This window comes from Caulobacter sp. DWR3-1-2, assembly GCF_049896225.1.
GTDB lineage: Bacteria > Pseudomonadota > Alphaproteobacteria > Caulobacterales > Caulobacteraceae > Caulobacter.
The window spans coordinates 115,813-141,615 of record NZ_JAFCTW010000010.1; the positions used below are offsets into that span (position 1 = coordinate 115,813).

Here is a 25,803-nt window from a genome sequence, read left to right on the forward strand (position 1 = left end):
CTTAACCAGTCGACGGCGCTCAAGGTTCCGCCCATGTGGTATTGGCCGCCGGACGACGGAACGTCATCCATCGCCAACGCATTTGCCAAGCGTCGCGTCACGGCCTCGCCGGGGGGCCGGCACGGCTGCGGGACGCTCGCCTTGCCCCATATCTTCGAACACGACCGCGTGCCGGCCAGGGTCTGGGCCGGCTTCGCCATCATGTGCCTCGGCATGTTCATGGCGATCCTGGACATCCAGATCGTCGCTACCTCGATGCCGACCATTCAGCAGGCCCTGGCGATCGCGCCCGACCAGATGAGTTGGATCCAGACGGCCTATCTGATCGCCGAAGTGATCGCGATTCCACTGACCGGGTTTCTGACGCGCCTGCTGACCATGCGCTGGCTTTTCGTCCTTGCCATCGGCGTGTTCAGTTTGGCCTCTCTGGGCTGCGCCATGAGCACTGGCTTCGCGCCTCTCGTCGCCTGGCGGGTGCTACAGGGATTTTCAGGTGGCACGCTGATCCCGGCGGTGTTCTCGGCGGTATTTCTGCTCTTTCCTGAACGCCGGCAGGCCGTGGCCACGACCATCGCCGGCGTATTGGCCGTCCTGGCTCCCACGATTGGCCCGATCGTCGGTGGCTGGGTCACCGACACCTTTTCGTGGCGGTGGCTCTTTCTCGTAAATGTCGGGCCGGGATTGATCTGCGCCTTGCTGGCTGCCTGGCTGCTGCCGGTGGAACGACCGGTGGCGGGGGAGGCCCGGCGCCTGGACATCCTGTCACTTGTGCTGATGGCGCTGGCCTTGGCGGCCTTGGAGCTGGCGCTCAAGGCGGCGCCGCAGCGTGGGTGGCTTTCGCCGCTGGTGGTGAGCCTCCTGACCTTCAGCCTGGTGGCGTCTGGGTTCTTCACGCGGCGCACCCTCAGGGCGGGTCATCCCATCGTGGGCCTGCGGACCTTCAAGGATCGCAACTTCGCCATCGGCTGCCTCTTGAGCTTTGTCCTCGGTATTGGGCTGTTCGGTTCGGTCTATCTTATGCCTGTCTTCCTGGCCTTCGTGCGCGGCCATGACGCCTTCGAAATCGGCAAGATCATGTTGGTGACGGGTATGGCCCAACTAATCACCGCGCCGATCGCCGTGGCGCTGGAACGCCGCGTCGATGCGCGGCTGCTATCAGGCGCGGGGTTTCTTCTTTTCGCCGTTGGCCTTGGCCTCAGCGCTTTCCAGACCGCCGACACCGATTTTTCGCAGATGCTCTGGCCGCAGGTGTTGCGCGGCGTGGCGATCATGTTCTGCCTGCTGCCGCCCACCCGTCTGGCTCTGGGGCACTTGGAAGCGTCGCGGGTTCCGGACGCCAGTGGTCTCTTCAACCTGATGCGCAACCTCGGCGGCGCGATTGGCTTGGCGCTGATCGACACGGTGATCTACAGCCGAGCGCCGATCCTCGGCCGGGCAATCGCCGGACGGCTGGAGGCCGGCGACGTCGAAACCGCAAAGGCCGTAGGCATACCCCTGGACCTGTTCCTCGCCCGCGGACCAGGACCCGCCGACGCGGACACCGTGGCGATCCTGGCGCCAATGGTGCAACACCTCGCGCTGGTCCGCGCAATCAACGAAGCGTGGGCATTAATAGCCCTTTTGACGCTCACGGCCGTGCTTGCTCTTCCGGTGGCGCGGGGCGCTGAGCCGATTAAGCCCCATGGCTGACGTCGACCCAAGTGTCTGATAAGCCACAGCTTAAGGCCTTCAAAGTCCGATCGAGCGTCGGTGGGTCCGTAAACGGCGCAGTAGAGCGTGGCCTGGAAGACGACCGGCAGGGTCAAGACCGACTACGGAGGGGTGGCTTCGCGGGGACCCGGCCGCAGGGCGTTGCTGACCAGCCTGTCGACCGCTCCCGTCACGACCGAATTTGGGCGGAAGCCGATCCGAAGTGCGCCAGGGGCGGAGCTGTTTTGGGCTCATCAACCTATGCTCACCTTGGCCTGTGAGATAAGCCCTCGCGAAGACCCGTAGTGTTCCGGGAATTTGGACAACGGCGGCAACTCCGAGAGACGATTAGCCCCCAACCCCGCTATGCCCGGAGCTTCACTGTGCGGAGTCGCAGGGCGTTGCCGATTACGCTGACCGAAGACAAGGCCATGGCCAGGGCGGCGACGGCCGGCGAGAGCAGCCATCCGAGGGTCGGATAGAGAACGCCCGCCGCGATCGGAATGCCAGCGACATTGTAAGCGAAGGCGAAGATCAGGTTCTGGCGAATATTGCGCATCACGGCCCGCGATAGCCGCCGGGCCCGGACGATGCCCTGCAGATCGCCCTGCAGCAGGGTCACCCCAGCGCTCTCGATAGCGACGTCGGCGCCTGCGCCCATGGCGATGCCCACCTCGGCGGCGGCCAGGGCGGGCGCGTCATTGACGCCATCGCCCGCCATGGCGACCGACCGACCCTGCGCGCGCAGCTTCTGCACGACCTTGGCCTTGTCTTCCGGCAGCACCTCGGCCTCGACCTCGTCGATGCCCAGCTTGGCGGCCACGGCCAGGGCGGTCGTGCGGTTGTCGCCCGTCATCATCACCAACCGCACACCGTCGGCCTTCAAGGCGCGGATGGCCTCGGCCGTCGTGGCCTTGATCGGATCGGCGATCCCCAGGACACCGGCCAGCTTGCCGTCGACCGTCGCGAAGATCGTCGTCGCGCCATCCTTGCGCAAGGCGTCGGCCGTGGCCTCCAGCGACGAAAGATCCACGCCCTGTTCGGCCATCAAGCGGGCGCCGCCCAGGGTCACATGCTTGCCATCGACCACACCGACGACCCCCTTGCCGACGGGCGAGTCAAATTCCGAGGCTTCGGAAAGGGTCAGCTGGCGATCCTTGGCGGCCCGCAGAACGGCGTCGGCCAGGGGGTGCTCGCTGCCGCGCTCCAGACTGGCGGCGAGGCGCAGCAATTCGACCTCGTCGAAGCCGGCGGCCGGCTTGATCGCCGTCACCGCCGGTCGCCCCTCGGTCAAGGTGCCGGTCTTGTCGATCACCAGGGTGTCGATCTTCTCGAAGCGCTCCAGCGCCTCGGCATTCTTGATCAGGACGCCGACCTGGGCGCCGCGGCCGACCCCGACCATGATCGACATCGGCGTCGCCAGTCCCAGCGCGCAGGGGCAGGCAATGATCATCACCGACACCGCCGCCACGAGCGCATAGGCCAGACGCGGCTCGGGTCCGACGAGCGCCCAGACGACGGCGGCGAGAAGCGCCGCGCCGATCACCGCCGGCACGAACCATGCCGAGACCTGGTCGGCCATGCGCTGGATTGGAGCGCGGCTGCGTTGAGCCTCCGCCACCATCTGGACGATGCGCGACAGCAGGGTCTCGGCACCGACCTTTTCGGCCCGCATGACGAAGGACCCGGTCTTGTTGATCGAGCCGGCGATCACCTTGGCTCCCGCTTCCTTGGTGACAGGCATGGACTCGCCGGTGACCAGCGACTCGTCAATCGACACCCGGCCTTCGGTCAATTCTCCATCCACGGGGACCTTCTCGCCGGGGCGCACGCGCAGACGATCGCCCACAGCCACCAGGTCCAGCGTCACCTCTTCGTCCGATCCGTCGGCCTTGATCCGCCGAGCGGTCTTGGGCGCGAGGTCCAGCAAGGCCTTGATCGCGCCCGACGTCCGCTCGCGGGCCCGCAATTCCAGCACTTGGCCCAACAGCACCAGGACGGTGATCACCGCAGCGGCTTCGAAATAGACCGGCACGCCGCCCATGGCGTCGCGGATGGCGGGCGGGAACAGTCCGGGCGCGAACAGGCCAAACAGGCTGTAGCCGTAGGCCACGCCCACGCCCATGGCGATCAGGGTGAACATGTTGAACTTGCGCGTCACCAACGATGTCCAGCCGCGCGTGAAGAACGGCCAGCCGGCCCACAGCACCACCGGGGTCGAGAGGGCGAACTGGATCCAGCTGGAGATCTGAGCCGGAACCCATCGGCCATGGCCCATCACGTGGGCGCCCATCTCCAGGACAAAGACCGGCAGGGCGAGCGCCAGACCAACCCAGAAGCGCCGGGTCATGTCGGCCAGTTCGGGGTTGGGGCCGCTGTCGACCGTCACCGTCACGGGCTCCAGAGCCATGCCGCAGATTGGACAGACGCCGGGACCGACCTGGCGGATTTGCGCGTGCATCGGGCAGGTGTAGAGCGCCCCGCCTGACGCGGCGGCCCGAGGGGGCTCGGGCTTGGCTTGGTAGGCTCCTGGATCGGCGACAAACTTGCCCAGGCACCTGGCTGAACAGAAATAGACCGTTGCTCCCTGGGCCTCGACATGGTGGCGCGCGGTTTCCGGATCGACGCTCATGCCACAAACCGGATCCTTGACGGTGGTCGAGGGCGAAGGGATCGGGTGCGAATTCATGAAATCTCCAATGCGCTCCACCTAGCTTCAGTTGCTTGAGCGGTGCAGCAAGCCTTGGCCCGGCGTCGAGCTTCAGCGGCTTGGCGGTTGGATGGCCAGCGGGCGCGGATCGAGGTTTCTTAGATAGGCTTTGAGCTGAGCGACCTCGTCATCGTCGAGATCGGCCATCGGCATGCGCGGGTGAGACGGCGGTGAGCCTTCCTCGGGCATGCGGCTGGGACGCAACATGCCCTCTTGCAGGATCACGTCGAGGCCGCCAGGCGGATAGCGATCATGCAGCGTGCGGAACGGCGGCGCATCGGCGAGCTTGCTGTCGCCCGCCGCCACCGCGTGACAGCCGCCGCAGTTACGTTCCGCGATCCGTTGGCCGCCCGACATCCCGGTCGGCGGCCGTTGAGGTTGGGCCCCGGCCAACGTGCAGGCTCCGACCAGACTGGCCAGCAGAACGCCGGTGGCCAGCGTCGCGACATTGAACGTCTTCATCAGGCGTTATCCTGGAAATCGAGCACCACCCGGCCCTCGATCTCGCCACGGCTCATACGATCAAAGATGCTATTGATGTTCGAAAGCCCCTCGGCGTGAACGATGGCCTTCACCCGGCCGTCGGCGGCGAAGGCCAGCGCCTCCTGGAGGTCCAGGCGGGTGCCGACGATCGAGCCGCGTACGGTAATCCCGCGCAGCACGGTGTCGAAGATCGACAGGGGAAAATCGCCGGGGGGCAGGCCGTTCAGCGCCACCGTTCCGCCGCGCCGGACCATACCCATCGCCTGGGCGAACGCCGTGGGCGAGACCGCCGTGACCAGGACGCCCTGGGCGCCGCCGATCTCCTTTTGCAGGAACGGACCCGGATCGATGTTGCGGGCGTTGACGGTGACAGACGCGCCGAGGCTCTTGGCCAGGCTCAGCTTGTCGTCGTCGATGTCGACGGCCGCGACCTTGAAGCCCATGGCCTTGGCGTACTGGACCGCCATGTGGCCCAGGCCGCCGATCCCGGAGATCGCTACCCAGTCGCCCGGCTTGGCGTCGGTGACCTTTAGGCCCTTGTATACGGTGACTCCGGCGCAGAGGATCGGCGCGATCTCAAGAAAGCCGATGTTGTCGGGCAAGTGACCCAGATAGTCGGCGTCGGCGACGACATATTCGGCGAATGCGCCATTCACCGAATATCCGGTGTTCTGTTGGGCCTCGCAGAGCGTTTCCCAGCCACCCAGGCAATGGACGCAGTGGCCGCAAGCCGAGAACAGCCAGGGCACGCCGACCCTGTCGCCTTCCTTAACGTGCTCGACGCCCTCGCCGACCGCCACCACGGTTCCCACCCCTTCGTGACCGGGGATGAATGGCGGAGACGGCTTGATCGGCCAATCGCCATGCGCCGCGTGAAGGTCGGTGTGACAAACCCCGCAGGCGGCGATCTTCACCAGGACCTGGCCACGGCCGGGATTGGGGATCTTCACCTCCTCGATGACCAGCGGCTGGCCGAACGACCGCACGGAGGCGGCCTTCATGGTCTTGTCCATGGCGTATCTCCAAAGGCGCAGGACCAAGCAAGAGCCGGTCGGCGTGTATCCACACCTTGGATATCGACCCGGCGCGGCGAGCGCATTTGGGACTATTACTTAGGTCGCCGGATCGAGGGGGACCCGGGTCAGTCGCTCCACGGCCTCGACCAGAACGCTGTCCACCAGCGGCTTTTCGACCACACCGCTGAACCCCGCCTGGTGAGCGCGCGCCACGAGTTCGGCGGTATGAAAACCGGTGATCAGCAGCGCCTGGCCCGTCCAACCCAGATCAAGCAGTCCCCTCAGAACGTCGAACCCGCTCAGCTCCGGCATCTTGTAGTCGGCCACCAGACAGGCGGCCGATAGCGCACGAGGGTCGGCGAGCAGCGCCGCCCCTGAGGCGTAGGCGCGGACATCCAGGCCCCGGCCGCGCAAGAGCAATTGAAGAGAGCGTCGGACCCCGTGGTCATCCTCGACCAGCAACACCTGGGGGCGACTTTGCTCGGACGGGATCAAATCGCGGTTCATTTTAGGGCCTGTCGGACGCGGCCTGACAAAGGTGACGCTTGGGCACCATGTCGCACGGCATTACCAGGCCGTCGTTACGTATTGGTCCTAGGCTGCCCATCCTGAAGCCCCGCTGCGAAAGCGATCCGCAGGGCTTCGGACAGACTGTTGACCTGCAGCTTGGTCATCAGATTGGCGCGATGCACCTCGACCGTCCTGGGCGAGATGCCAAGATCGAAGGCGATGGTCTTGTTGGGCAGGCCCTGAGCCAGGCCTCCGAGGACGTCCTGCTCGCGCCCCGTCAAGGCCGCGATGGCCACTGCGGCGTCGGTGGCGCGGGCCGAGCGTCCGTTGGCGTCGTCGAGCCGCTCGAACGCCGCCACGATGGCGCTCAACAAGACGATCTTCTCGAACGGCTTTTCGATGAAGTCGACCGCGCCGGCCTTGATCGCCCGCACGGCAATGGACACGTCGCCATGGCCGGTGAGCACGACGATCGGCATCGAGACACCCCGTTCGGCCAACTGGCGCTGCACCTCCAGGCCGTCCATGTCCGGCATGCGGACGTCCAGAAGCACGCACCCCGGCTCGACGGTCTTGGCGGCGCTCAGGAAGGCGACACCCGACGCGAAGGTCGTCACCGCATAGCCCGATGTCTTGAGCATGAAACCGGCCGAGCGCCGGATTGCCTCGTCGTCATCGACGATGTGGATCATTCGCCTATCGGCCATCGCCAGGCTCCAGCTCTGCTCTGACCAGCGTGAAGTGAAACTGCGCGCCGCCGCCAGGACGCGCCTCGAACCAGATGCGGCCGCCATTGGCCTCGACGATGGTGCGACAGATCGACAGCCCCAGGCCCATGCCATCGCTCTTGGTACTGACAAAGGCGGTGAACAGTCCGTCGGCGGCAGCCGGCGCGACGCCAGGTCCATTATCAGCGACGGTGATCCGCACCAGGTTCTCACCGTCCGGGCGACTAGACAGCCACAGTCGCCGATCGGGACGATCCGCCATCGCTTCCGCGGCGTTGCGCGCCAGATTGATCAGTACCTGCTGGATCTGCACCTTATCCACCAGGACGGCGCCAATCGCCGGATCGAGGGAAAACTCCAAGGCCACGCCACTCTCTCGCGCGCCCATCAGGCCCAAGGCCGCGGCTTCGCGCACCAAGGCCTCGACATTTTCCGCAGTCTTGTCGACCTCGCCTCTCGCGACGAAATCACGCAGACGTCTCACGATGTGGCCAGCCCGGAGGGCTTGGCCGGCGGCATCGGCCAAAGCTTCGCGGATCATCGGCATATCGTTCAGATCAGGCGTGGCGAGCAGATCACGCACCGCCTCGACATAGTTGGTCACGGCGGTGATCGGCTGGTTGAGTTCGTGGGCCAGGGTTGAGGCCATGGCTCCCATGCCGCTGACCCGGGCGACATGGATGAGTTCGGCCTGCAACTCTTCTAGTCGGGCTTGGGTACGCTGTTTTTCGGTGAGGTCGCGGATGAAGCCGGTGAACACCCTCTGCCCGTCCCCGACCGCCTCACCGACCGACAACTCCATGGGAAAGGTGGATCCGTCCCGCCGCATGCCGACCACCACCCGACCGATACCGATGATGCGACGCTCGCCGGTCGTGACGTAGCGTTCGAGGTAGCCGTCATGTCGCTCGCGATCCGGCTGCGGCATGAGACATCGGATGTTAAGGCCCAGCATCTGCGCTTCCGGACTGCCAAACAGACGCTCCGCCGCGGCGCTGAACGACAGGATGGATCCACTCTGGTCGATGACGATCATGGCGTCCGGGACGGTCGCGAGGATGGACCGCAGATGGTTGGCGCCCGCGCTCAAGGATTGCTCGCTGGCCCGCTGGTCGGTGATATCACGCAGGACTTTGGCGAACCCCTGGAGGACTCCGGTCTCGTCAAGTAGCGCGGTGATCGAGACATGAGCCAGGAACTCCGACCCATCCTTGCGCAGCCGCCAATCTTCCTCCTCGAACTTACCTTGCGCCCGAGCGCGCGCCAGATCGGCTTGAGGCTTTCCGGCCTGCCGGGCGTCCTCCGGATAAAAAGTCGACAGATCGAGGCCCAAGGCCTCGCCCTCCTCCCACCCCTTTAGACGCTCGGCGCCCGCGTTCCAGATCATCACGCGACCTTGCGGATCGAGCATGTAGATCGCGTATTCCGTTGCGCCGTCGATTAGCAAATTGAGCTCGCGAGCCACGCGGGCGGCTTCCTGGGCGCGGTGTTCGGCGCCCAGCTCGCTGGCGATGGCACGCCGCCGGAAGCCCCCGATCCGGCTTCCGATAAAGATCACGCCACTGGCGGCGATCACGAAGCTGATCGGTTCGATCAACCTTTCTCCTTGCGGCGACAGGCCGCCACTGATGAGCAAGCTCGCAAGCAACCCCAGGACAGCGGCGCATACCCCGGCGCCGACCCCGCCCAACGCCGCGGCGGCGACGACCGGAACCATGAACAGGAGGTAGGACGAGCGAAGCCCGAACCAGGTTTGCAAAACCCAACCGACCAGAGCCGCGAGCAGGACCGTAACGAACGTGGCGCCGTAGCCCTGCGCAAGGATCTGGGCTCTGCGACGGATGTCTGGCATGGGCCCTCCGCCAGGCATCGCTGGAGCGCGACGCGGACAGGACGCCCCGGACCGCGCACCAGATATCAACCATGCCCGTCTGGTGAGCGTGGCGCAAACGACAACCGGCCTCGCCGGTTGATTGAGGGACTCTACGGATAGCCGGACCGCGCTCGCCTGAGCCAAGTCCCTGGGCTTTCACGCGCCGCGTGCGCCGCCCGAGGTCGCCATGTCCCTGCACAACCTTTCCAAGCTGCTGTCACCGGACTCCGTGGTCGTTGTCGGCGGGTCGGACCGTCCAGGCGGGGTGGGACAGGTTGTGGTTTCCAACTTGATGGTGGGGGGCTTTGCCGGCGCCGTTCACATCGTCAATCCACGTCGGGTGAAAGTTGCCGGCGCCCTGTGGTCGGCCAGTATCGCGGGTCTTGCCTCGGTTCCCGATCTGGCCGTGGTGATCACGCCAGGACCTGCCGTGCCTGAGGTCATCGCTCAACTTGGCGCGCGGGGCGTGAAGGTGGCGGTCGTGATTTCTTCCGGAATCACTCACGCCAATGGATTGCGCGCAGCGATGCTGGCGGCGGCCAAGCCGTCGGGCTTGCGGATCATCGGCCCAAACGGCCTGGGCCTCCTGGTTCCGCCGGCGCGGCTCAACGCCTCCTTCGCGCGCGGCGCGGCCGCGCCCGGACGCCTGGCCTTGATCTCCCAGAGCGGGGCCCTGATCAGCGGCATCGTCGATTGGGCCTCGACGCGGGATATCGGCTTTTCGGGGATCGTTTCGGTGGGAGACATGGCCGAGGCGGACTTGGGCGACCTCCTCGACCTGTTCGCCGCCGACCCGCACACCGACGCCATCCTGATGTACGTCGAGGGCGTGACCAACACCGCCAAGTTCATGTCGGCGGCGCGAGCGGCGACGCGAATCAAGCCGGTGATCGCCTTGAAGGCAGGACGAACCGCGGCCGCCGGCAAGGCGGCGCTTTCCCATACCGGCGCCTTGGCCGGGGCTTACGACGTCCATGCCGTCGCGTTCGAGCGCGCGGGCATTGTCATGGTCGAGACGCTGAGCGGCCTGCTCGACGCCGCCACGGCCCTGTCGTCGCGATCGGCGCTTCCCGGTTCCCGCCTGGCGATCGTCACCAACGGCGGTGGGGCGGGCATCCTGGCGCTCGACGCTATGACCTCCACCGGCGCGAGACTGGCCAATCTGTCTCCGGAGACGCTTTCAAAACTCGACCTCGCGCTTCCCGAAGGCTGGTCGCATGGCCATCCGATTGATGTAATGGGCGACGCCCATGCCGGCCGCTATCGCGCGGCGCTCGATATCGTGCTTGAGGACGCCGGGGTCGATGCGGTCCTGGTGATCAACTGCCCGACCGCCCTCTCCTCCCCTGACGAAATCGCCAGGGACCTGATCGCCGGCCTTACGCAGGCGCCGGCGCGCCGATCGCTCAAGCCGATCCTGGCCTGCTGGTTGGGCGACACCAATCGAGAGGCCGTCGGCCCGATCTTCGCGGCGGCCAGGATCCCGCTGTTCGACACGCCGGACGCCGCGATCCGCGGGTTCGGCTACCTCGTCGCCGCGCAACGCGCCCGCGCGAGCTTGACGGACGCCCCGACCGGTCGTGTCGAGGGGGTCGGCGACCAGGCTGCGGCCCAGGCGCTGATCGCTTCGGCGCGTGTCGAAGGCCGCACCCTGCTCAGCGAGATCGAGGCCAAGGCGCTGCTCGCAGCCTACGGGGTTCCCGTGGTCCCGACCCGGTTCGCCGCCACCGCCGACGATGTCGGCCAGGCCTGTGAAGGGCTCAAAGCGCCCTACGCCGTCAAGATCATCTCCCCACGGATCAGTCACAAGTCGGACGTCGGCGGCGTGGTTCTAGACCTCGCCGACGCCGACGAGGCCGTCGCGGCGGCACGGGCCATGGCGGAGCGGATCGGCTGGGAGCATCCGGAGTTCGACATCAAGGGCTTCGCCGTCGAAACCATGGTCGTCCGCGCGGGAAGCCACGAGATGATCGTCGGGATCGCCGACGACGCCACCTTCGGCCCCGTGATCATGGTCGGGGCTGGCGGCAAGGCCGTCGAGGTCCTGAACGACAAGGCGCTCGGCCTGCCGCCACTCGATGACGCCCTGGCGCGCGCCATGATCGACCGGACCCGTATATCGCGGCTCCTGGCGGGCTATCGCGATGAGCTGCCCGCCGATGTGTCGGGCGTGATCGCCGTGCTGGAGGCGCTGTCGGCGATCGCCGTCGACCTGCCCGATATCCTGGAGCTCGACATCAACCCCCTGCTGGTCGACGCCCAAGGCGTCCTGGCGCTCGACGCCCGGATCGTCATAACGGCGCACGCCAGCCAAGGCACACGCATGGTCATCGCGCCGGCGCCATTGACTGCGCAGCCGATCTGAAGACCCGCTCTGGCCTGGCCCTCCACGTTCGCCCGGTTCGCCCCGACGACGAGCCGGCGATCACCACGTTCTTCGCCGATCTGACGCCCGAGGACCTGCGCTCCGGTTCCTCAGCAGCCTGAGCGCCGCCGATGGTGGCCGCCTGGCGATGATGACCCAGGTGGACTATTGCCGCACGATCACCTTCCTGGCCTTTGCTGAGGACGGGCAGACGGTGATCGCTACGGCGATGCTCGCCACCGGAGCCGATCCGGAGCGCGCCGAGGTCGTCCTTTCGGTGCGCTCGGACCCGAAGAGCAAGGGTCTGGGCTGGACCCTGCTCGACCATGTCCTGCATTACACGCGCGCCCGGGGCGCGAAGGTCGTGGAATCGATCGAGAGCGCTGACAGTGATCGGGCGATCCGCCTGGAATGCGAGATGGGCTTCACGGTCCGCGCCTGCCCGACGAGCCGGCGCTGCGCATCGTGGAGCGCAGGCTCACCCTGCCCGCCTCGCTCATGCCAGGCGGCTGAGCCGGGAAGGGCTCCGCGCTATTCCGCGCGCGTGAGCGGAGCCGCCTCCTGCCCGTCCCTCGCCAAGAGGTTCGTCGTCAGCTGGCTTCCGCGAAAGGCCGCGTCTTCAATGGCGGCCAACAGATCCTCACCCCGCTGGGAGGTGCGGTCCCTGCCCAGCAGACGTCGCGCGGAGACGATGACCGTGAAAAGATTGCGCAGGTCGTGAATCGTTTCGCGATGAGAACTTTCGGCGAACTCAAAGTCCGATTGTGAACTGAGCATGGAGATCTCCCGCAGCGGCACGGCTCGTTGTCGTTCACCCTGATCGCCGCCGACATCCGCAATTTCCCTTAGGTGCATGCCATCCGATCTCGAAGGCGCATGATCCGGATCAAGGCGAGGCGCCCAATTGCCGCTAGCGATGGCGCCAGCAGCCCGTCCACCTCCTAGGAAGTCGTCATGAAGACCGCCGTCATCCTCGCCCACCCCAAGCCGTCAAGCTTCTGCGCCGCGGTCAGCCGCACCTGTGTTGAGACGATCGAGGCGTCGGGCGCGGAGGTGGTGCTGCGGGATCTTTATGCGATGGACTTCGATCCTCGCCTCAAGACCGGCGAGCTCCCGACGCCGCAAGGCTGGACCATGGCGCCCGACATCATCGCCGAACGTGCTCTCCTGGCTGACGTCGAGCATTTCGTGTTCGTCTACCCCTTCTGGTTCAACGCGCCGCCAGCCATTCTCAAGGGCTATATCGATCGGGTGTTCAGCATGGGTTTTGGCTACCAGCCTGGATCCCACGGCGGCGATCCCCTTCTAGTCGGCAAGACCCTGATGACCTTCTCGACCTCTGGCGCGCCGGAACATTGGATCGACTCCACCGGCGCCCTCAATGCCCTGATGAGCGTGTTCGATCTACATTTGGCGGCGGTGACGGGCCTTCGGGTCCTGGGACATGAGCACCTGGGCGGCATCGTCGCCCCCATGCGCCAGGACGCCGCCGACGATCTTCTCCAGCGGGTTCGCGCTTCGGTCTTGGCCGTCTAACCGGCGCTAGAGCATTTCCCGACCTGACTTCGTCAGGCCGTGAGCTCTAATCTTCTGTTTTGACGCATTTTTCTTCACGCGAACCGGAACCACTTCGCTCGAAAAATGCTCTAGCGGCGGCGGCGCTCTAAGTATTGTCACCAATGTCACCGCTCCCCGCGACGCCATATCCATGATGGCGTTCCTGGAGACGCCGGATGACCTTCTGCACCCTCACGCCTGATCGCGCGCCGATCTCGATCGCCGGATGCGCCCCGCAAGATTCTTTCGAGGCCATCGGCGCGCATCTGCGCTTCGAGGCGGGCGAGGAGATCTATGCTCAGGAGGAAGACGCCGATCTGCTCTACCGGGTTCTGGTGGGTTCGGTGCGCCGGACCCGCCTGCTGGAAGACGGCCGCCGGCAAGTGGGCGGCTTCTACTTCCCAGGCGACTTCTTTGGCCTTGAGATCGGAGGCCAGCACCGATCCTCGGCCGAAGCCTTGGATGCGGCGAAGGTGCTCGTCATCGAGCGCTCGGCGCTCAAATACCATGGCGAAGACGGGGTCCGCGTTGAGCGTATGAGTTGGCTAGCCACGGGGCTCGAACTTCAGCGCGCCGAAGACCACATGATGCTTCTCACCCGCAAGAGCGCTTTCGAGCGCGTGTCGGGTTTCCTGTTCGAGATAGGCGCTCCAGCGCGTGGCGCATGGACCCAGTTGTCCATGAGCCGCCAGGACATTGCCGATTATCTGGGCCTGACGATCGAAACCGTGTCGCGGATGGTCACCCAGATTCAGGCCGAAGGTTTGGTGGTGTTCGACGGAGCCCGCCGCTTTCGGGTCTTGCAACACACCCGGCAGGCCTGCCTGGCGGCGGCCTGAAGGACCTTATGGTTCCCCCGCCTGAAGTCCAGGGACTTGCCCCCGGCCCCATCGCCCAGCGCGAACCCAGCACGCTGGCCGCCGTCATTTTCGACGTAGATGGTGTGCTGCTGGCGTCGCCTCACGAGCGGGCCTGGCGTGAGGCGCTGACCGGATTCGGCGATTCGGCGCAATTCACGACGGGGCTCTATCAAGCCAAGGTCGCTGGAAAGTCGCGCCAGGATGGGGCGCGGGCCGCGCTTGAGGCCTTGGGGGTGGCCAACTGGGAAATCCAGGCGGGCGCCTATGCCAAAGCCAAGCAGACCCGCCTCGAAGCCCTGATCGCAAAGGGCGGCGTGCGCGCCTTTCCTGACGCCCTAAGATTGGTGGCGGCTTTGGCGAGCCTTGGCTTTCCCATGGCGGTCGCCTCGGCCTCCAAGAACGCGAGCGCCATGTTGCGGGTGATCACCTTGACGGGCGGCCGCCGCCTCGCTGACTTTTTTGCCGCCGAGATTTGTGGCCGTGACCTGGCCCGGGGAAAGCCGGACCCCGAGATTTTCAGCCTGGCCGCAGCGGAACTCGGCATTGACCCCCATCGTTGTCTGGTCATCGAGGACGCGACGTCCGGGATCATGGCGGCGCGGGCCGCGGGCATGACCGCGCTGGGCGTCGCGCGATTGGACGATGCGGCGCCGCTGCGCGCGGCCGGAGCCGATCTGGTGGTCTCCAGCCTCGATGAAATAAGCCTGCGCAGCCTTAAGCAGGGCCGACTTGGCCTTCGCCTGGCGGGAACGGACGTTGAGCGATGACCGACCCGTTCGCGCCGACAGCCGATCCCACTTGGTTATGGACGGAGGCGGGCTGCGACCCGCTGCGCCAGAGCAGCCGCGAGACACGCTTGGCGATCAGCAATGGCTTTCTGGGTGTCAGGGGCGCTCCGGCCCTGAATCGCGGCGGAGGCCGGGTCGCGCCAAGCCGCACCTATGTCGCGGGCCTGTTCGACACCGCCTCGGCGCAAGGGTCGGTTTCGGCCCTGGCGCCCGGTCCCGATTGGCTACGGGTTCGGCTCGCGACCGCTGCGGGACTCCTCGCCCACGATCCCGAGGCGATCTCCGAGCACAGCATGACGCTCGACATGAGGCGCGGCCTTGTATCGAGCGATTGCCACTCCGTCGAGGCTAGGGGCTTGCGCCTGGGTGTGCGGTCGCTGCGCCTGGTGTCGCTGAGCCAAAGACAGATCGGGCTTCAGGGGCTGCGTCTCCGCGTCGATGACGGCGAGAGTGACCTGACGCTGGAGGCCGACTTCGAGGGCCTCGATCTGGGGCTCATCCCCGAATGCCAGGAGCGGGACCGGGGCGTTTGGCGCACGCGGCGCTCGGCAAAGCGACTGGCGATCGCCTCGACGGCGTCCGTGTTGATCGATGGCGAAACGCTGGCGGGCGAAGTCTTGAGTCCCTTCCATCGGCGCTGGACGTGGAAGGCCAGTCCGGGGCAGCAGATCGATTTCGAGCGCATCGTTGCTTTTGTCCGCACGGACGCCGCCGACTTTGACGTCGATGTTGTCAAGGCGGCCCCGTCGGTCCTGGCCCGAGCCGTCCGGCGCGGCTTTGCGGGCTTGATCGCGGACCATGCCGCCGCCTGGGCCGAGCGCTGGACATCAAGCGACGTGCAAATTGACGGCGACCCGGCCGCTCAGCAGGCCCTGCGGTTCGCCCTGCATCACCTGAACGGCGCGGCCGACCCGGAGGACGAGCACGTGTCTATCGGCGCGCGGGCCCTGACCGGAGAGGACTATCTGGGTCATACCTTCTGGGACACCGAGATATTCCTGCTGCCCTTCTACACCTTCACCTGGCCAAGCGCGGCGAGGGCTTTGTTGATGTACCGCTTCCACACCCTGGAAGGCGCGCGCGCCAAGGCGGCGGCCATGGGCTGGCGCGGGGCCCTATATGCCTGGGAGTCAGCCGACACCGGCGCGGAAACGACCCCAGACCAGTGGGTCGGTCCCGATCGTCAGGTCCTCGATATCCTCACCGGCGAGCAGGAACAGCACATCAGCGCCGACGTCGCCTATGCGGTCTGGCAATATTGGCGGACGACCGACGATGAGGCGTTCCTGCGCGAAGCGGGCGCGGAGATTCTACTGGAGACTGCACGCTTCTGGGCCAGCCGCGCCGCTCCGGACACAGACGGTGTGCATCACATCCGGCGCGTGATCGGGCCTGACGAGTATCACGTAGGCGTTGATGACAACGCCTACACCAACCTCATGGCACGCTGGAACATCCGCCGGGCCCTGGAGGTCGCGGCCTGTTTCTCCGCGCGGTGGCCAGCGGCGTGGACGGCGCTCTCGGGTCGGCTTGGCTTGACGCGGGTCGAGATGAGCGACTGGTCCCGTGTCGCCGAAACGATGGCTACGGGCGAGGACCTGGCGACGGGCCTGACCGCACAGTTCAAGGGCTTTCTCGATCTGGAAGACATCGACCTGGCCGCCTATGCCGGGCGGTCCGTGCCGATGGATACCGTGCTGGGTCGCGATCGCACCGCCCGGTCCCAGGTGATCAAACAGGCCGACGTGGTAGCCCTGCTGGCGCTGTTACCGGACGAGTTCACGCCGCAAGCCACACGCGCAAACTTCGCCTATTACGAGGCGCGATGCGGTCACGGCAGTTCGCTTAGTCGGGCCTTGCATGGCTTGGTCGCCGCTCGCCTGGGACAGCTCGACAAGGCGTTGTCCTATTTGCTGCAGTCGTCCGCCATAGATCTGGGCGACACCCATGTGGCTATCGCCGGCGGCATCCACACCGCCGCCCAGGGCGGGGTCTGGATGATCGCCGTGCTCGGGTTGGCGGGCCTGGGCCTGCGCGACGACGGCCTGTCATTGGAACCGCGACTGCCCGACGCCTGGCTCGGCCTGACCTTCCCCGTCCAATGGCGCGGTCGCCAAGTCAGGATCAAGATCGACCGCAGGACGTGTCGGCTGGAGGCGACCCTGGAATCCGGCGGGGCGATGGTGCTCTGGGTCGAGGGTGAACGTTATGACCTTGGCCTTGGGCGACCGGTCATCGCCGAGCTCACTCCCTTGGCCTCTGATCCTAGGCAAGCCCCGTGACCTGCTCTCCCCCAACGTTCCGCTGTCGTCGATATCGGCCGACGGGCACGCGCGCCGCCCGATGACACCTTTGATCCCACCAAAATCCGGAGTTGTCGAGATGGCCTTCCGTGACCTGTTGATGCATATCGACACCTATCCGACGCCCACGCCGGAGGCCGTGATCGAGGAAGCCGTCCTGTTGGCCGCCAGCCTTGGCGACAAGGTCACCGGCCTGGCCTTCGAGATCGAGATCGCCGTTCATAGCAATCGCCTGGCCGACTACCTGATCGGGCTGAGCGCCATGGCCGCCGCCGAGGAGTCGCGCAGCAGCCAAGCCTGTCAGGACGTGTTGGGGCATTTTATCGGCCGGGCGAGGGACGCGGGGGTCTACAAGGACGCCATCTCCGCCAAAGCAAATCACTATGATGTCGCCGGCAAGGTCGCCAAGGTCGCCAGGACCTATGATCTTTGCCTGTTGCCATTGGTCGATGGCCCCAACGGTCAGCTCGACACCGCGCAAAGTGTGATCTTCGAGTCCGGACGACCGATTCTGACCTTCCGACCGGGTACGGCGGCGGCGCTGACCCAAGGCCCAAAGGAGGTTGTGGTCGCCTGGGACGGCAGCCGCAACGCCGCCCGAGCCCTGGCGGACGCGCTGCCGATCCTGATCCGCGCCAAGCATGTGCGGATCCTGACCGTCTTGAACGAGAAGCCTGGCGTCCTATCGACGACCGGCGCCCAGGCGCAGCGTCATCTGGCTGCTCATGGGGTCAACACCACGCTGGACGAGGTGGATGCCGGCGGCGAAGCGATCGGACCGGCCTTTGACCGATATCTCGATGGGACGGCGCCGAACCTGCTGGTCATGGGCGCCTACGGCCATTCCCGCACCCAGGAATTCCTGCTGGGCGGCGCCACCCAGCACATGCTGGCGCGTCCAGGCTGCCCCGTCCTTCTGTCGCACTGACCTCTAAGACCGGCGAGCGCCGGCGGATCGGATCTGCACTATGGCACGCGACGTCCTGAGGGGACTGACCAAGACCGAGGTCGCCCAGCGCCTGTCCGAATTTGGTCCCAACGCCCTGCCGCAAGCCTCGGCCCGAGGGCTGGCGCGGATCATCCTCGACACCCTGCGTGAGCCGATGTTCCTGCTGCTGATCGGCGCCGCCGGCCTCTATCTGGTGCTCGGAGACCTGGGCGAGGGCTTATTCCTGATGGCCGGGGCCTTAGCCACCATCGGCTTGGTGGTCCTGCAGGAAGCCCGTAGCGAGCGCGCCCTTTCGGCGCTGCGTGATCTCTCGCAACCGCACGCCCGGGTAATCCGCGATGGGGTAGAAGCGCGCCTGGCCGCGCGTGACCTGGTCCCCGGCGACATCGTGTTGGTTGGCGAAGGCGAGCGCCTGCCCGCCGACGGCGCGCTGGTGGCCGGCGACGTCCTGAGCGTCGACGAGTCCGCGTTGACGGGCGAGTCCGCACCGGTTTCAAAACGTCCGTTGACGGACGGTGAAACGGCCGATGCCGACACCCAGCCCGGCGCCGAGACGGGACCCTATCTGTTCTCCGGCACCTTGGTGGTTCGCGGCCAGGCCGTGGCCCGGATCGGCAAGACCGGTCCCAGAACGGCGCTGGGCAAGATCGGGGTGTCGCTGGCGGCCATCGTCCATGAGCCTACGCCGCTGCAAAAAACGGCCGGACGCCTGGTCACGCTGCTTGGCCTGGCGGCCATCGCCTTTTGCGGCCTCGTCACCCTTGCCTACGGTCTGCTGCGCCAGGACTGGGTCGGGGGCATGCTGGCCGGGATCACTGTCGCCATCGCCCTGATCCCCGAGGAATTCCCGATGGTGCTGGCCGTCTTCCTGGCGCTGGGCGCCGGGCGGCTGGCCAGGCAAAAGGTGCTGGTCCGTCGTAGCGCCGCGATCGAGGCGCTGGGCGGCGCCTCCTTTCTCTGCGTCGACAAGACCGGCACCCTCACCCAAAACAAGATGCGGGTCGCGCGCCTGTGGACGGAAGACGGCGACTGCCTCGTCGAACCGGATACAGCGCCTGGCGGCGGCGCGGAGCAACTGCTGGAGATCGCCGGACTGGCCTGCGCCGTTCGCCCGGTCGATCCAATGGACAAGGCCGTTCGAGCGCTCCTGACGCCAGGCGACACGGTCTCGCCCGTTACCGCGAGTGAGCCCGCCAGGACCTGGCCGCTTCGCCCCGAAATGATGGCCATGATCCAGGTCTGGTCAGCGCCCGGAGGTGAGTGGCAGGCCGCCGCCAAGGGCGCGCCCGAGGCGATCTTCAGGCTTTGCCGCTTGCCCGATGACCAGGCCGAGCGCTTGACTTCCCTTGTCGAAGAGTTCGCCGTCCAGGGTCTGCGCGTCCTGGGCGTGGCCTCCTGCCAGACGAAGACCCCCTTCCCGGATGACCCCGTGGAGGCGCCGTTCGCATTTGCTGGGCTTGTCGGTTTCCTCGATCCCGTCCGTCCAGACGTGCCCGCGGCCCTGAGAGAGGCGCGAGAAGCCGGGATCTCCGTGCTGATGATCACCGGCGATCATCCCGCCACCGCCCTGGCCATCGCCAAGGCGGCGGGCCTGGATGTCTCTGGCGGCGTCTTGCTCGGCGACGAGATCGCCGCCCTGGACGACGCCGCCCTGGCGGAGCGCCTTGGCCGGACCCAGGTCTTCGCCCGCATCATGCCCGAGCAGAAGCTTCGCATCGTCCAGGCTCTCAAGGCCGGCGGCCAGGTCGTCGCCATGACCGGCGACGGCGTCAATGACGCGCCGGCCCTCGAAGCGGCGCATATCGGCATCGCCATGGGTCAGAGGGGCACCGATGTGGCCCGCGAGGCCGCCGACCTCGTCATTCTCGACGACAGCTTCGCCTCGATCGTCGGTGGCGTCCGATTGGGCCGACGGATCTTCGCCAACCTGCGCAAGGCGCTGGTCTATATCACCGCCATCCACGTTCCCATCGCCGGGGTGGCGCTGATCCCGATCGTCATGGGTCTGCCGCCCCTGCTCTACCCCATGCACGTCGTGTTTCTGGAACTGGTCATCGATCCGGTCTGCGCCATGGTGTTCGAGGCCGAACCGGGCGGCGCCGGCGCGATGAAGCAGCCGCCCAGACCGCGTGATGAGCCGCTATTTGGCCCCAGGCAACTTGGCCTGGCCATGTTGCAGGGCGCCGGCGTCCTGGCCGGGGTGTTGGGTGTCTATCTCTGGTCGCTCGGCCATCAAGGGGAGGAGCAGGCCAGAGGCGCGGCCTTCCTGACGCTTGTCGCCGGCAACCTCACGCTGGCCTTGGCCGACGCCTCGTCGTCAGGGGGGCGTCTGTTCGCGCCGCATCGCAAGATCTACTGGCTGATCACCTCGGCCGCAGCGGGCTTCCTGGCCCTGATCTTCGCTGTGCCGACCCTGGACGCCATCTTCAAGGTCGCGCCGCCCTCACCGGGCCTGTTGGCCAGCGCCCTGCTGGTCGGGTTCGCCAGTGGCGGCTGGTTTGGCTTGGTCCGAACCCTGGGCGCGCGCCTGCCAAGCCGCTCAACTTGATGACCCATCTCAGCCGCTAGAAAAGGAAGACAGCAATGCCCCTTACGCCCCCGCCTCCAAGTCAGATCCCGCAGAGCGCCGATGAAGCCAACCTTCAGGCGCGCATCCTCTCTGTCCTCGACAGTCGCCATCTGATGGCCCTGGCGACGAACCGGCCCGACGGTTGGCCCCAGGTCACGCTGGTGAACTATTTCCGGCGCGAGCACGCGCTCTATTTCGTGGTCGCCACCGGCAGCCAGAAGTTCGCCAACATTACCCGAGACCCGCGGGTGTCGATCGCCATCGGCGGCGGCGCGGCGGGTCCCTACAGCCTGTCGATGTCCGCCCATGCCACCGAAGTTCGCGACTTCGAACTGATCGAACGCCTGAACAAGACGATCCAGGCCCTACCACCCGAGTCCGGGTTCACACCGCACCCTGGCGCCAACAGCGTCGTTCTGCTGGAAGCCCAACCTCAAATCATCACCCTGGTGGACTATGCGACCCCACCGGGCCATCGCGAGGTCCTCACCGTCGTCGAGCGTTGGACGATCCAGCGGACAGAGGGTCCTCAATGAGCTTTTAAGCCGCCGAACGCGTCGAGGGCCTCGCCCCAGCAGCGATAGTGCTCTCGATCGAAGCTGCCCGGAGGTGATGAGATGGTCGCCAATGAAACTCGGACCCGCGATGTCGCGATCATCGGCGGTGGCCAATCAGCCTTGGCGACGGCTTACTTTCTTCGCCGCACCAACCTGTCCTTCGTCATTCTCGACGGCGAACCGGCGGCTGGCGGCGCATGGCGTCACGCTTGGCCCTCCTTGCGTCTCTTTTCCCCGGGGCAATGGAGTTCACTCCCGGGCTGGCCGATGGCGCCCACCGGGGACGCCTATCCCAGCCGCGAGGAGGTCATCGATTATCTGAGTCGCTACGAGGCTCGGTACGGCTTGCGAATCGAACGTCCGGTCGAGGTCCTGAACGTGACCGCGAATTCTGACGGCATGGAGGTGGCGACAGACAAGGGGACCTGGCGCGCCGGCGCCGTGATCAGCACCACCGGCACCTGGCGTGCGCCCCATATCCCCGACTACCAAGGCCGTGACCAATTCCGGGGCCGTCAGGTCCATTCGGCCCATTATCAAGGCCCCGAGCCATTCGCCGGCCAAGCCGTTCTGGTCGTCGGCGGCGGCAATAGCGGAGCCCAAATCCTAGCCGAGGCTTCGCAAGTGGCCGGGACGGCCTGGGTGACACAGCAACCTCCAAGCTTTCTGCCTGACGATGTCGACGGGCGGGTTCTATTTGAGCGCGCCACCCAACGTTGGAAGGCTCAGGGAGGGACAGGGCCGGAAGGTCCGCCACCTGGTGGCCTGGGCGACATCGTGATGGTCCCGGCGGTTCAAGCAGCGCGCGGTCGTGGCGTGCTCCATGCCGTGCGCCCATTCACCAGGTTCGTCGCGACCGGCGTCCTTTGGGAGGATGGGAGCGAGAGTACGGTTGATGCGGTAATTTGGTGCACCGGGTTTCGGCCGGCTCTGAAACACTTGAACTCGCTGGGAGTCGTCAACACGGAAGGCAAGATCGACGTCCAAGGTACGCGGTCGGTTCTCGAGCCAAGGCTCTGGCTGGTCGGTTATGGCGAATGGACGGGCTTTGCTTCGGCGACACTGGTGGGCGTCATGCGCGGCGCGCGGCAGACTGCGCAGGAGGTCTTCGGCGTTCTCAAGGGTGAAAGCGCCAGATAGTAGGCGATTGACCCAGGCGAGGCTTTCCCGCTCCAGATCCGACAGCGGGCGTAGCCCCTTGCTGGTCATTGTCCGGTTGCCCCAGCCTGGCGTCGCGGGCGTCGAGCCGTCCGCGACGCCAGCCAATGCCGATGCCGATGCCGATGCCGATGGCGATGCTATTTGGACGAAGCCGCCATCGGCGTCAGCTTGATCGCGGTCGTCTTGGCGGCCTGTTGCTGGGCCGCGGCTGCGGCGCCAAGCCGTGGCCTTGCAGATACCCTCCACGCCCGATGGCGGCGTCGGAGACGAACCCGGCCACGAATTCCCGCAGGCACGCAGGCACGCCGTCACGCCGACATTAGCCTTCTTGACGTAGATGTAGAGCGGGCGAGACAGGGGTAGAACCCGTCGATGATGGTTTGCGGGGTGGGTTTGACGCCATTGATGGAAGCGGCCTTCAGTTGCCGCTTGTGCTCGTCAAGGAACGAATAGCCCCCCAGCGTGCCGGGGATCTTTTCGATCAGGCCGACGATATCCTCGTCGTTCTCGCCGGCGTCGACCCAGCCGCCGTCCGACAGCATCGGATCGACCTTGGCCTTGAAGGCCGCCGGATCCTGAGCGCGCGGCGCCTCGTTGGTCGGAAACTTGCGGGCCCCCGGCTCGATGGCCAGGTCCACCCAGGCGTCGCGAGTACCCGAGCTGGCGGGCGGACCATAGACGATGATCTTGCTGGCCGGCAGTTCGGCGCCGACCTCGTTCCATTGCTTGTAGGGGTTTTTCACGAGGTCGCCGCCGCGCAGCACGTTGGCGGAAAGTGCCAAGTATAGGTGTTCAAGCTTGAAGGCGTAGTCGGGCGACTTGTCGTCGGTGGCGACCACGATGCCGTCCAGGCCGATCTTCAGTTCGACGATGCCTTTCACCCCGGCCGCCTGACAGGCGGCGAACTCGGCTTTGGTCATCGGGCGCGAGGCGCTGGCGATGTCAGGGAATTTGTCGCCGGTCCCGGCGCAAAAGCGCTAGAAGCCGCCGCCGGCGCCCAGGCTCTCGATGCGCGGCGGCTTCTTGCCGGTCTTCTTGTGGAAGGCTTCTGCCACGGTGATGGAGAGCGGATAGACGGTCGAGGATCCCACCGCCCAAACCGTGTCCCGGACGGCCTAGGCGGTCGAGGCGCCGATCAGAAGGGCTACGGCGGCGGCGACGCATAGCAAGGTTTTCATCGGGATGTTCCTGATCAGTCTTGGGGGTTGGCGGTCAGGGAAACGACTTCACCGTCTTCCTTGGTGAAGCTGTCGGGCTTGCGATCGAGCAGATCGAAGACGACTTCGGACGGCCGACACAGCTTCACGCCCTTGGACGTGACCACCAGCGGGCGATTAACGAGAACTGGCGTTGTGACCATGGCGTCGAGGATCGCATCCTCGCTGACGCCGTCCCCCAGCAAGCCAAGTTCGGCGGCTGGCGTGCCCTTTTCGCGCATCAACTGGCGAAAGGTCAGGCCGGCTTCACGGGCCAGAGCGCGCAGTTGATCGTGGGTCCAGCCGGCTTGCAGATATTCTACGATCTTGGGCTCGTAGCCGGCGGAGCGGACCATCTCGACGACGTTGCGAGACGTACCACAAGCGCGATTGTGAAAGATCACCACAGGAAAGTCAGCGTCGCTCATGGGTCACCGGTGCGAAGAGGAAGAAAGGGGTTTACGGCCTAGCGAGAGCTTGCGAACTGCGGCGCCGCGCTCGTACCAAGGCTTGCTGGCGTTCACGATCGCGACGATTGACAGCATAACCGGGACCTCGATCAGCACCCCGACCACAGTGGCTAGCGCAGCCCCGGACTGGAAACCAAAGATCGAGATCGCGGCGGCCACGGCCAGCTCGAAGAAGTTGCTGGCGCCGATCAGGGCCGACGGGCCCGCGACGCAGTGGGCTTCGCCAGTCAGGCGGTTGAGAATGTAGGCCAGGCCAGAGTTGAAATAGACTTGGATCAGGATCGGCACGGCAAGGATGGCGATGATTAGTGGCTGCTTGAGGATCTGGTCGCCCTGGAAGCCAAACAGCAGGACCAGCGTCGCCAGCAAGGCGATCATCGACAGCGGCTGCAGATTGGACATCAAGGCGTCCAGCGCGGCCTGACCGCCGGACGACAGCAGCGCCTTCCGGATCAATTGAGCGGCGATCACCGGCACGAGGATGTAGAGCCCGACCGACAGGGTCAGGGTCGACCACGGCACCGTGATCGCTGACAGGCCCAGGAGCAGGCCGACGATGGGCGCGAAGGCCACGACCATGATGGTGTCATTGAGCGCCACCTGGCTGAGCGTGAAGTGGGGCTCGCCGTCGGTCAGATTGCTCCAGACGAACACCATGGCCGTGCAAGGAGCCGCCGCCAGCAGGATCAGGCCGGCCATATAGCTGTTGATCTGGTCGGCCGGGAGGTAGGGGCGGAAGACATGGGCGATGAACACCCAGCCCAGCGCCGCCATGCCGAACGGCTTGACCACCCAGTTGATAAACAGGGTCACGCCGATCCCGCGCCAGTGGTTCTTGACCTCGCCCAGGGCGGCGAAATCGACCTTGATCAGCATGGGGATGATCATCAGCCAGATCAGGCCGGCCATCGGCAGGTTGACCTGGGCGACCTCAAGCGCGGCGATCCCGTGGAAGACCGGCGCGAAGAAGTGGCCAAGGGCGACGCCCACGATGATGCACAGCCCCACCCAAACGGTGAGGTAGCGTTCGAAAATAGACATGAAGCAGCCTTGGTCGGAGGAAGAGCGTTAGGCGGCAGGCTCGTCGGGCGCCCTGGACTTGCCGATTTCGTCGAGCCGCTTTTGCAGCGACATCTTGTCGATCGACGCCATCGGCAGCGCGCAGAACAGGGTGATGCGGCTGTTAAGTTGGCGATAGGCTTCAGCAAAGGCCAAGGCGATCTCAGCCTCGGTTCCGACGGCCGCTGACGGATCAGGAATGCCCCAGTGGGCGCTCATCGGCTGGCCGGGCCAAATCGGGCAAACCTCCCCGGCGGCGTTGTCGCAAACGGTGAACACGAAATCGAGATCCGGCGCGTCGGGGTTGCCCGCCTTGGCGAACTCATCCCAGGCCTTGGAGCGCAGGGTGTCGGTTTTGTAGTTGAGGTGCTTGAGCAGGTTGATGGCGTAGGGATTGATCGTGCCGCTGGGCATCGATCCGGCCGAATAGGCCTTGAAACGCCCAGCTCCGACCCGGTTCATGATCGACTCGGCCAGAACCGATCGCGCCGAATTGTGGGTGCAGAGAAACAGGACGTGCTTCACGTCAGCTTGGGTGGCGGTCATGCTGTCTCCAATTCGACAAGGCAGGTCCCATCGCACTCGGCGGCCCGGGCGACGATTTCGTTCAGGGGCGCGCAAATCTCGGGATTGCCGCCGCAGCAGTCTTCCATCAGGAAGCCCAGCAGGCCGGTCATCGCGCCGTAGGCGGCCGAATAGATGATCGAGCGGCCATCGCGGCGAGACACGATCAGTCCGGCATGGCTCAGAACATTGAGATTGGCCGACAGGGAGTTGGGGATCATCGAAAGCTGGCGCGCGATCTCGCCGGCCGAAACGCCCAGGTCGCCAGCCTTGACGAGCAGACGGAAGATCGCCAACCGGCCTTCGTGGCCGAGTGCGGAGAGACTTGCGACGGCGACCTTAGATTCCATATTTCTAATTTAATGGAAACGTGTGACGAAGCCAAGACAGTTCGAG

General features: G+C 65.9%; 22 protein-coding genes and 1 pseudogene. 11 read left to right on the forward strand and 12 right to left on the reverse strand.

Annotated features, from left to right (window positions below):
* Window positions 1–141: 141 nt before the first annotated feature.
* Window positions 142–1,689, forward strand: a complete 1,548-nt coding sequence (locus tag ACP696_RS14800; RefSeq protein WP_426043968.1) for a DHA2 family efflux MFS transporter permease subunit — start codon at window positions 142–144, stop codon at window positions 1,687–1,689.
* Between the two features lie 364 nt (window positions 1,690–2,053).
* Here the strand turns inward: ACP696_RS14800 and ACP696_RS14805 are convergent, their stop codons facing one another.
* The 6 genes from ACP696_RS14805 to ACP696_RS14830 form a co-directional block, all read right to left on the reverse strand.
* Window positions 2,054–4,378 carry a heavy metal translocating P-type ATPase gene (locus ACP696_RS14805; protein ID WP_426043969.1) on the reverse strand — a complete coding sequence of 775 codons (2,325 nt, stop codon included), beginning with the start codon at window positions 4,376–4,378 and terminating at the stop codon, window positions 2,054–2,056.
* A gap of 72 nt (window positions 4,379–4,450) precedes the next feature.
* Window positions 4,451–4,861 (reverse strand): c-type cytochrome, encoded by a 411-nt coding sequence (locus ACP696_RS14810; RefSeq protein ID WP_426011334.1) that lies wholly within the window; start codon window positions 4,859–4,861, stop codon window positions 4,451–4,453.
* Window positions 4,861–5,895 carry an alcohol dehydrogenase AdhP gene (gene adhP, locus ACP696_RS14815; RefSeq protein WP_426043970.1) on the reverse strand — a complete coding sequence of 345 codons (1,035 nt, stop codon included), beginning with the start codon at window positions 5,893–5,895 and terminating at the stop codon, window positions 4,861–4,863. The genes ACP696_RS14810 and adhP overlap by 1 nt, the downstream gene beginning before the upstream one ends.
* A 99-nt stretch (window positions 5,896–5,994) precedes the next feature.
* Entirely contained in the window at window positions 5,995–6,405 is a 411-nt protein-coding gene (locus ACP696_RS14820; RefSeq protein WP_426011332.1) for a response regulator, read from the reverse strand.
* 74 nt (window positions 6,406–6,479) lie between these two features.
* Window positions 6,480–7,115, reverse strand: coding sequence for a response regulator transcription factor (locus tag ACP696_RS14825; RefSeq protein ID WP_426043971.1), 636 nt, complete (start codon window positions 7,113–7,115; stop codon window positions 6,480–6,482).
* Window positions 7,105–8,988, reverse strand: a complete 1,884-nt coding sequence (locus ACP696_RS14830; protein WP_426043972.1) for a PAS domain-containing sensor histidine kinase — start codon at window positions 8,986–8,988, stop codon at window positions 7,105–7,107. The genes ACP696_RS14825 and ACP696_RS14830 overlap by 11 nt, the downstream gene beginning before the upstream one ends.
* Window positions 8,989–9,196: 208 nt before the next feature.
* Here ACP696_RS14830 and ACP696_RS14835 point away from each other — a divergent pair, with 208 nt between their 5' ends.
* Entirely contained in the window at window positions 9,197–11,374 is a 2,178-nt protein-coding gene (locus ACP696_RS14835) for an acetate--CoA ligase family protein (protein ID WP_426011329.1), read from the forward strand.
* A gap of 229 nt (window positions 11,375–11,603) precedes the next feature.
* Window positions 11,604–11,741: pseudogene (locus ACP696_RS14840) on the forward strand (hypothetical protein); the annotation flags it as partial.
* 164 nt (window positions 11,742–11,905) lie between these two features.
* Here the strand turns inward: ACP696_RS14840 and ACP696_RS14845 are convergent.
* A complete protein-coding gene (locus tag ACP696_RS14845; RefSeq protein WP_426011848.1) occupies window positions 11,906–12,229 on the reverse strand; it encodes a hypothetical protein in 324 nt (107 codons plus the stop codon).
* A 99-nt stretch (window positions 12,230–12,328) separates the two neighbouring features.
* On the opposite strand from ACP696_RS14845, the gene ACP696_RS14850 reads away from it, so the two are divergent.
* The 8 genes from ACP696_RS14850 (at window position 12,329) to ACP696_RS14885 (ending at window position 22,097) form a co-directional block, all read left to right on the forward strand.
* Window positions 12,329–12,910 carry an NAD(P)H-dependent oxidoreductase gene (locus ACP696_RS14850; RefSeq protein WP_426011328.1) on the forward strand — a complete coding sequence of 194 codons (582 nt, stop codon included), beginning with the start codon at window positions 12,329–12,331 and terminating at the stop codon, window positions 12,908–12,910.
* Window positions 12,911–13,107: 197 nt separating this feature from the next.
* Window positions 13,108–13,770, forward strand: coding sequence for a cyclic nucleotide-binding domain-containing protein (locus tag ACP696_RS14855; protein WP_426011327.1), 663 nt, complete (start codon window positions 13,108–13,110; stop codon window positions 13,768–13,770).
* An 8-nt stretch (window positions 13,771–13,778) separates the two neighbouring features.
* The gene (locus ACP696_RS14860) at window positions 13,779–14,558 is read left to right on the forward strand and encodes an HAD family hydrolase (protein WP_426011326.1); all 780 of its coding nucleotides are present in this window, start codon (window positions 13,779–13,781) and stop codon (window positions 14,556–14,558) included.
* Window positions 14,555–16,861: a glycoside hydrolase family 65 protein gene (locus tag ACP696_RS14865; RefSeq protein ID WP_426011325.1), complete on the forward strand. Its 2,307-nt coding sequence runs from the start codon at window positions 14,555–14,557 to the stop codon at window positions 16,859–16,861. Before ACP696_RS14860 ends, ACP696_RS14865 begins: the two co-directional genes overlap by 4 nt.
* Before the next feature lie 100 nt (window positions 16,862–16,961).
* Window positions 16,962–17,810, forward strand: coding sequence for a universal stress protein (locus ACP696_RS14870; RefSeq protein ID WP_426011324.1), 849 nt, complete (start codon window positions 16,962–16,964; stop codon window positions 17,808–17,810).
* Between the two features lie 31 nt (window positions 17,811–17,841).
* Window positions 17,842–20,379, forward strand: a complete 2,538-nt coding sequence (locus ACP696_RS14875) for a cation-translocating P-type ATPase (protein ID WP_426011826.1) — start codon at window positions 17,842–17,844, stop codon at window positions 20,377–20,379.
* A 35-nt stretch (window positions 20,380–20,414) separates the two neighbouring features.
* The gene (locus ACP696_RS14880) at window positions 20,415–20,936 is read left to right on the forward strand and encodes a pyridoxamine 5'-phosphate oxidase family protein (protein WP_426043973.1); all 522 of its coding nucleotides are present in this window, start codon (window positions 20,415–20,417) and stop codon (window positions 20,934–20,936) included.
* Window positions 20,937–21,017: 81 nt separating this feature from the next.
* Window positions 21,018–22,097: an ArsO family NAD(P)H-dependent flavin-containing monooxygenase gene (locus ACP696_RS14885; protein WP_426043974.1), complete on the forward strand. Its 1,080-nt coding sequence runs from the start codon at window positions 21,018–21,020 to the stop codon at window positions 22,095–22,097.
* A 329-nt stretch (window positions 22,098–22,426) separates the two neighbouring features.
* Here ACP696_RS14885 and ACP696_RS14890 read toward each other — a convergent pair whose 3' ends face one another.
* The 5 genes from ACP696_RS14890 to ACP696_RS14910 all read right to left on the reverse strand — a co-directional run bounded on the left by ACP696_RS14890 (window position 22,427) and on the right by ACP696_RS14910 (window position 25,757).
* Window positions 22,427–23,038, reverse strand: a complete 612-nt coding sequence (locus ACP696_RS14890; RefSeq protein WP_426011321.1) for a substrate-binding domain-containing protein — start codon at window positions 23,036–23,038, stop codon at window positions 22,427–22,429.
* 272 nt (window positions 23,039–23,310) lie between these two features.
* Window positions 23,311–23,742 (reverse strand): arsenate reductase family protein, encoded by a 432-nt coding sequence (locus ACP696_RS14895; protein WP_426043975.1) that lies wholly within the window; start codon window positions 23,740–23,742, stop codon window positions 23,311–23,313.
* Between the two features lie 3 nt (window positions 23,743–23,745).
* Window positions 23,746–24,825 carry an ACR3 family arsenite efflux transporter gene (gene arsB / locus ACP696_RS14900; protein WP_426011319.1) on the reverse strand — a complete coding sequence of 360 codons (1,080 nt, stop codon included), beginning with the start codon at window positions 24,823–24,825 and terminating at the stop codon, window positions 23,746–23,748.
* A 27-nt stretch (window positions 24,826–24,852) separates the two neighbouring features.
* Complete coding sequence (locus ACP696_RS14905) at window positions 24,853–25,389, reverse strand: arsenate reductase ArsC (protein ID WP_426043976.1); 537 nt, start codon at window positions 25,387–25,389, stop codon at window positions 24,853–24,855.
* Window positions 25,386–25,757, reverse strand: a complete 372-nt coding sequence (locus ACP696_RS14910; protein WP_426029679.1) for an ArsR/SmtB family transcription factor — start codon at window positions 25,755–25,757, stop codon at window positions 25,386–25,388. The genes ACP696_RS14905 and ACP696_RS14910 overlap by 4 nt, the downstream gene beginning before the upstream one ends.
* Between the last annotated feature and the right edge of the window lie 46 nt (window positions 25,758–25,803).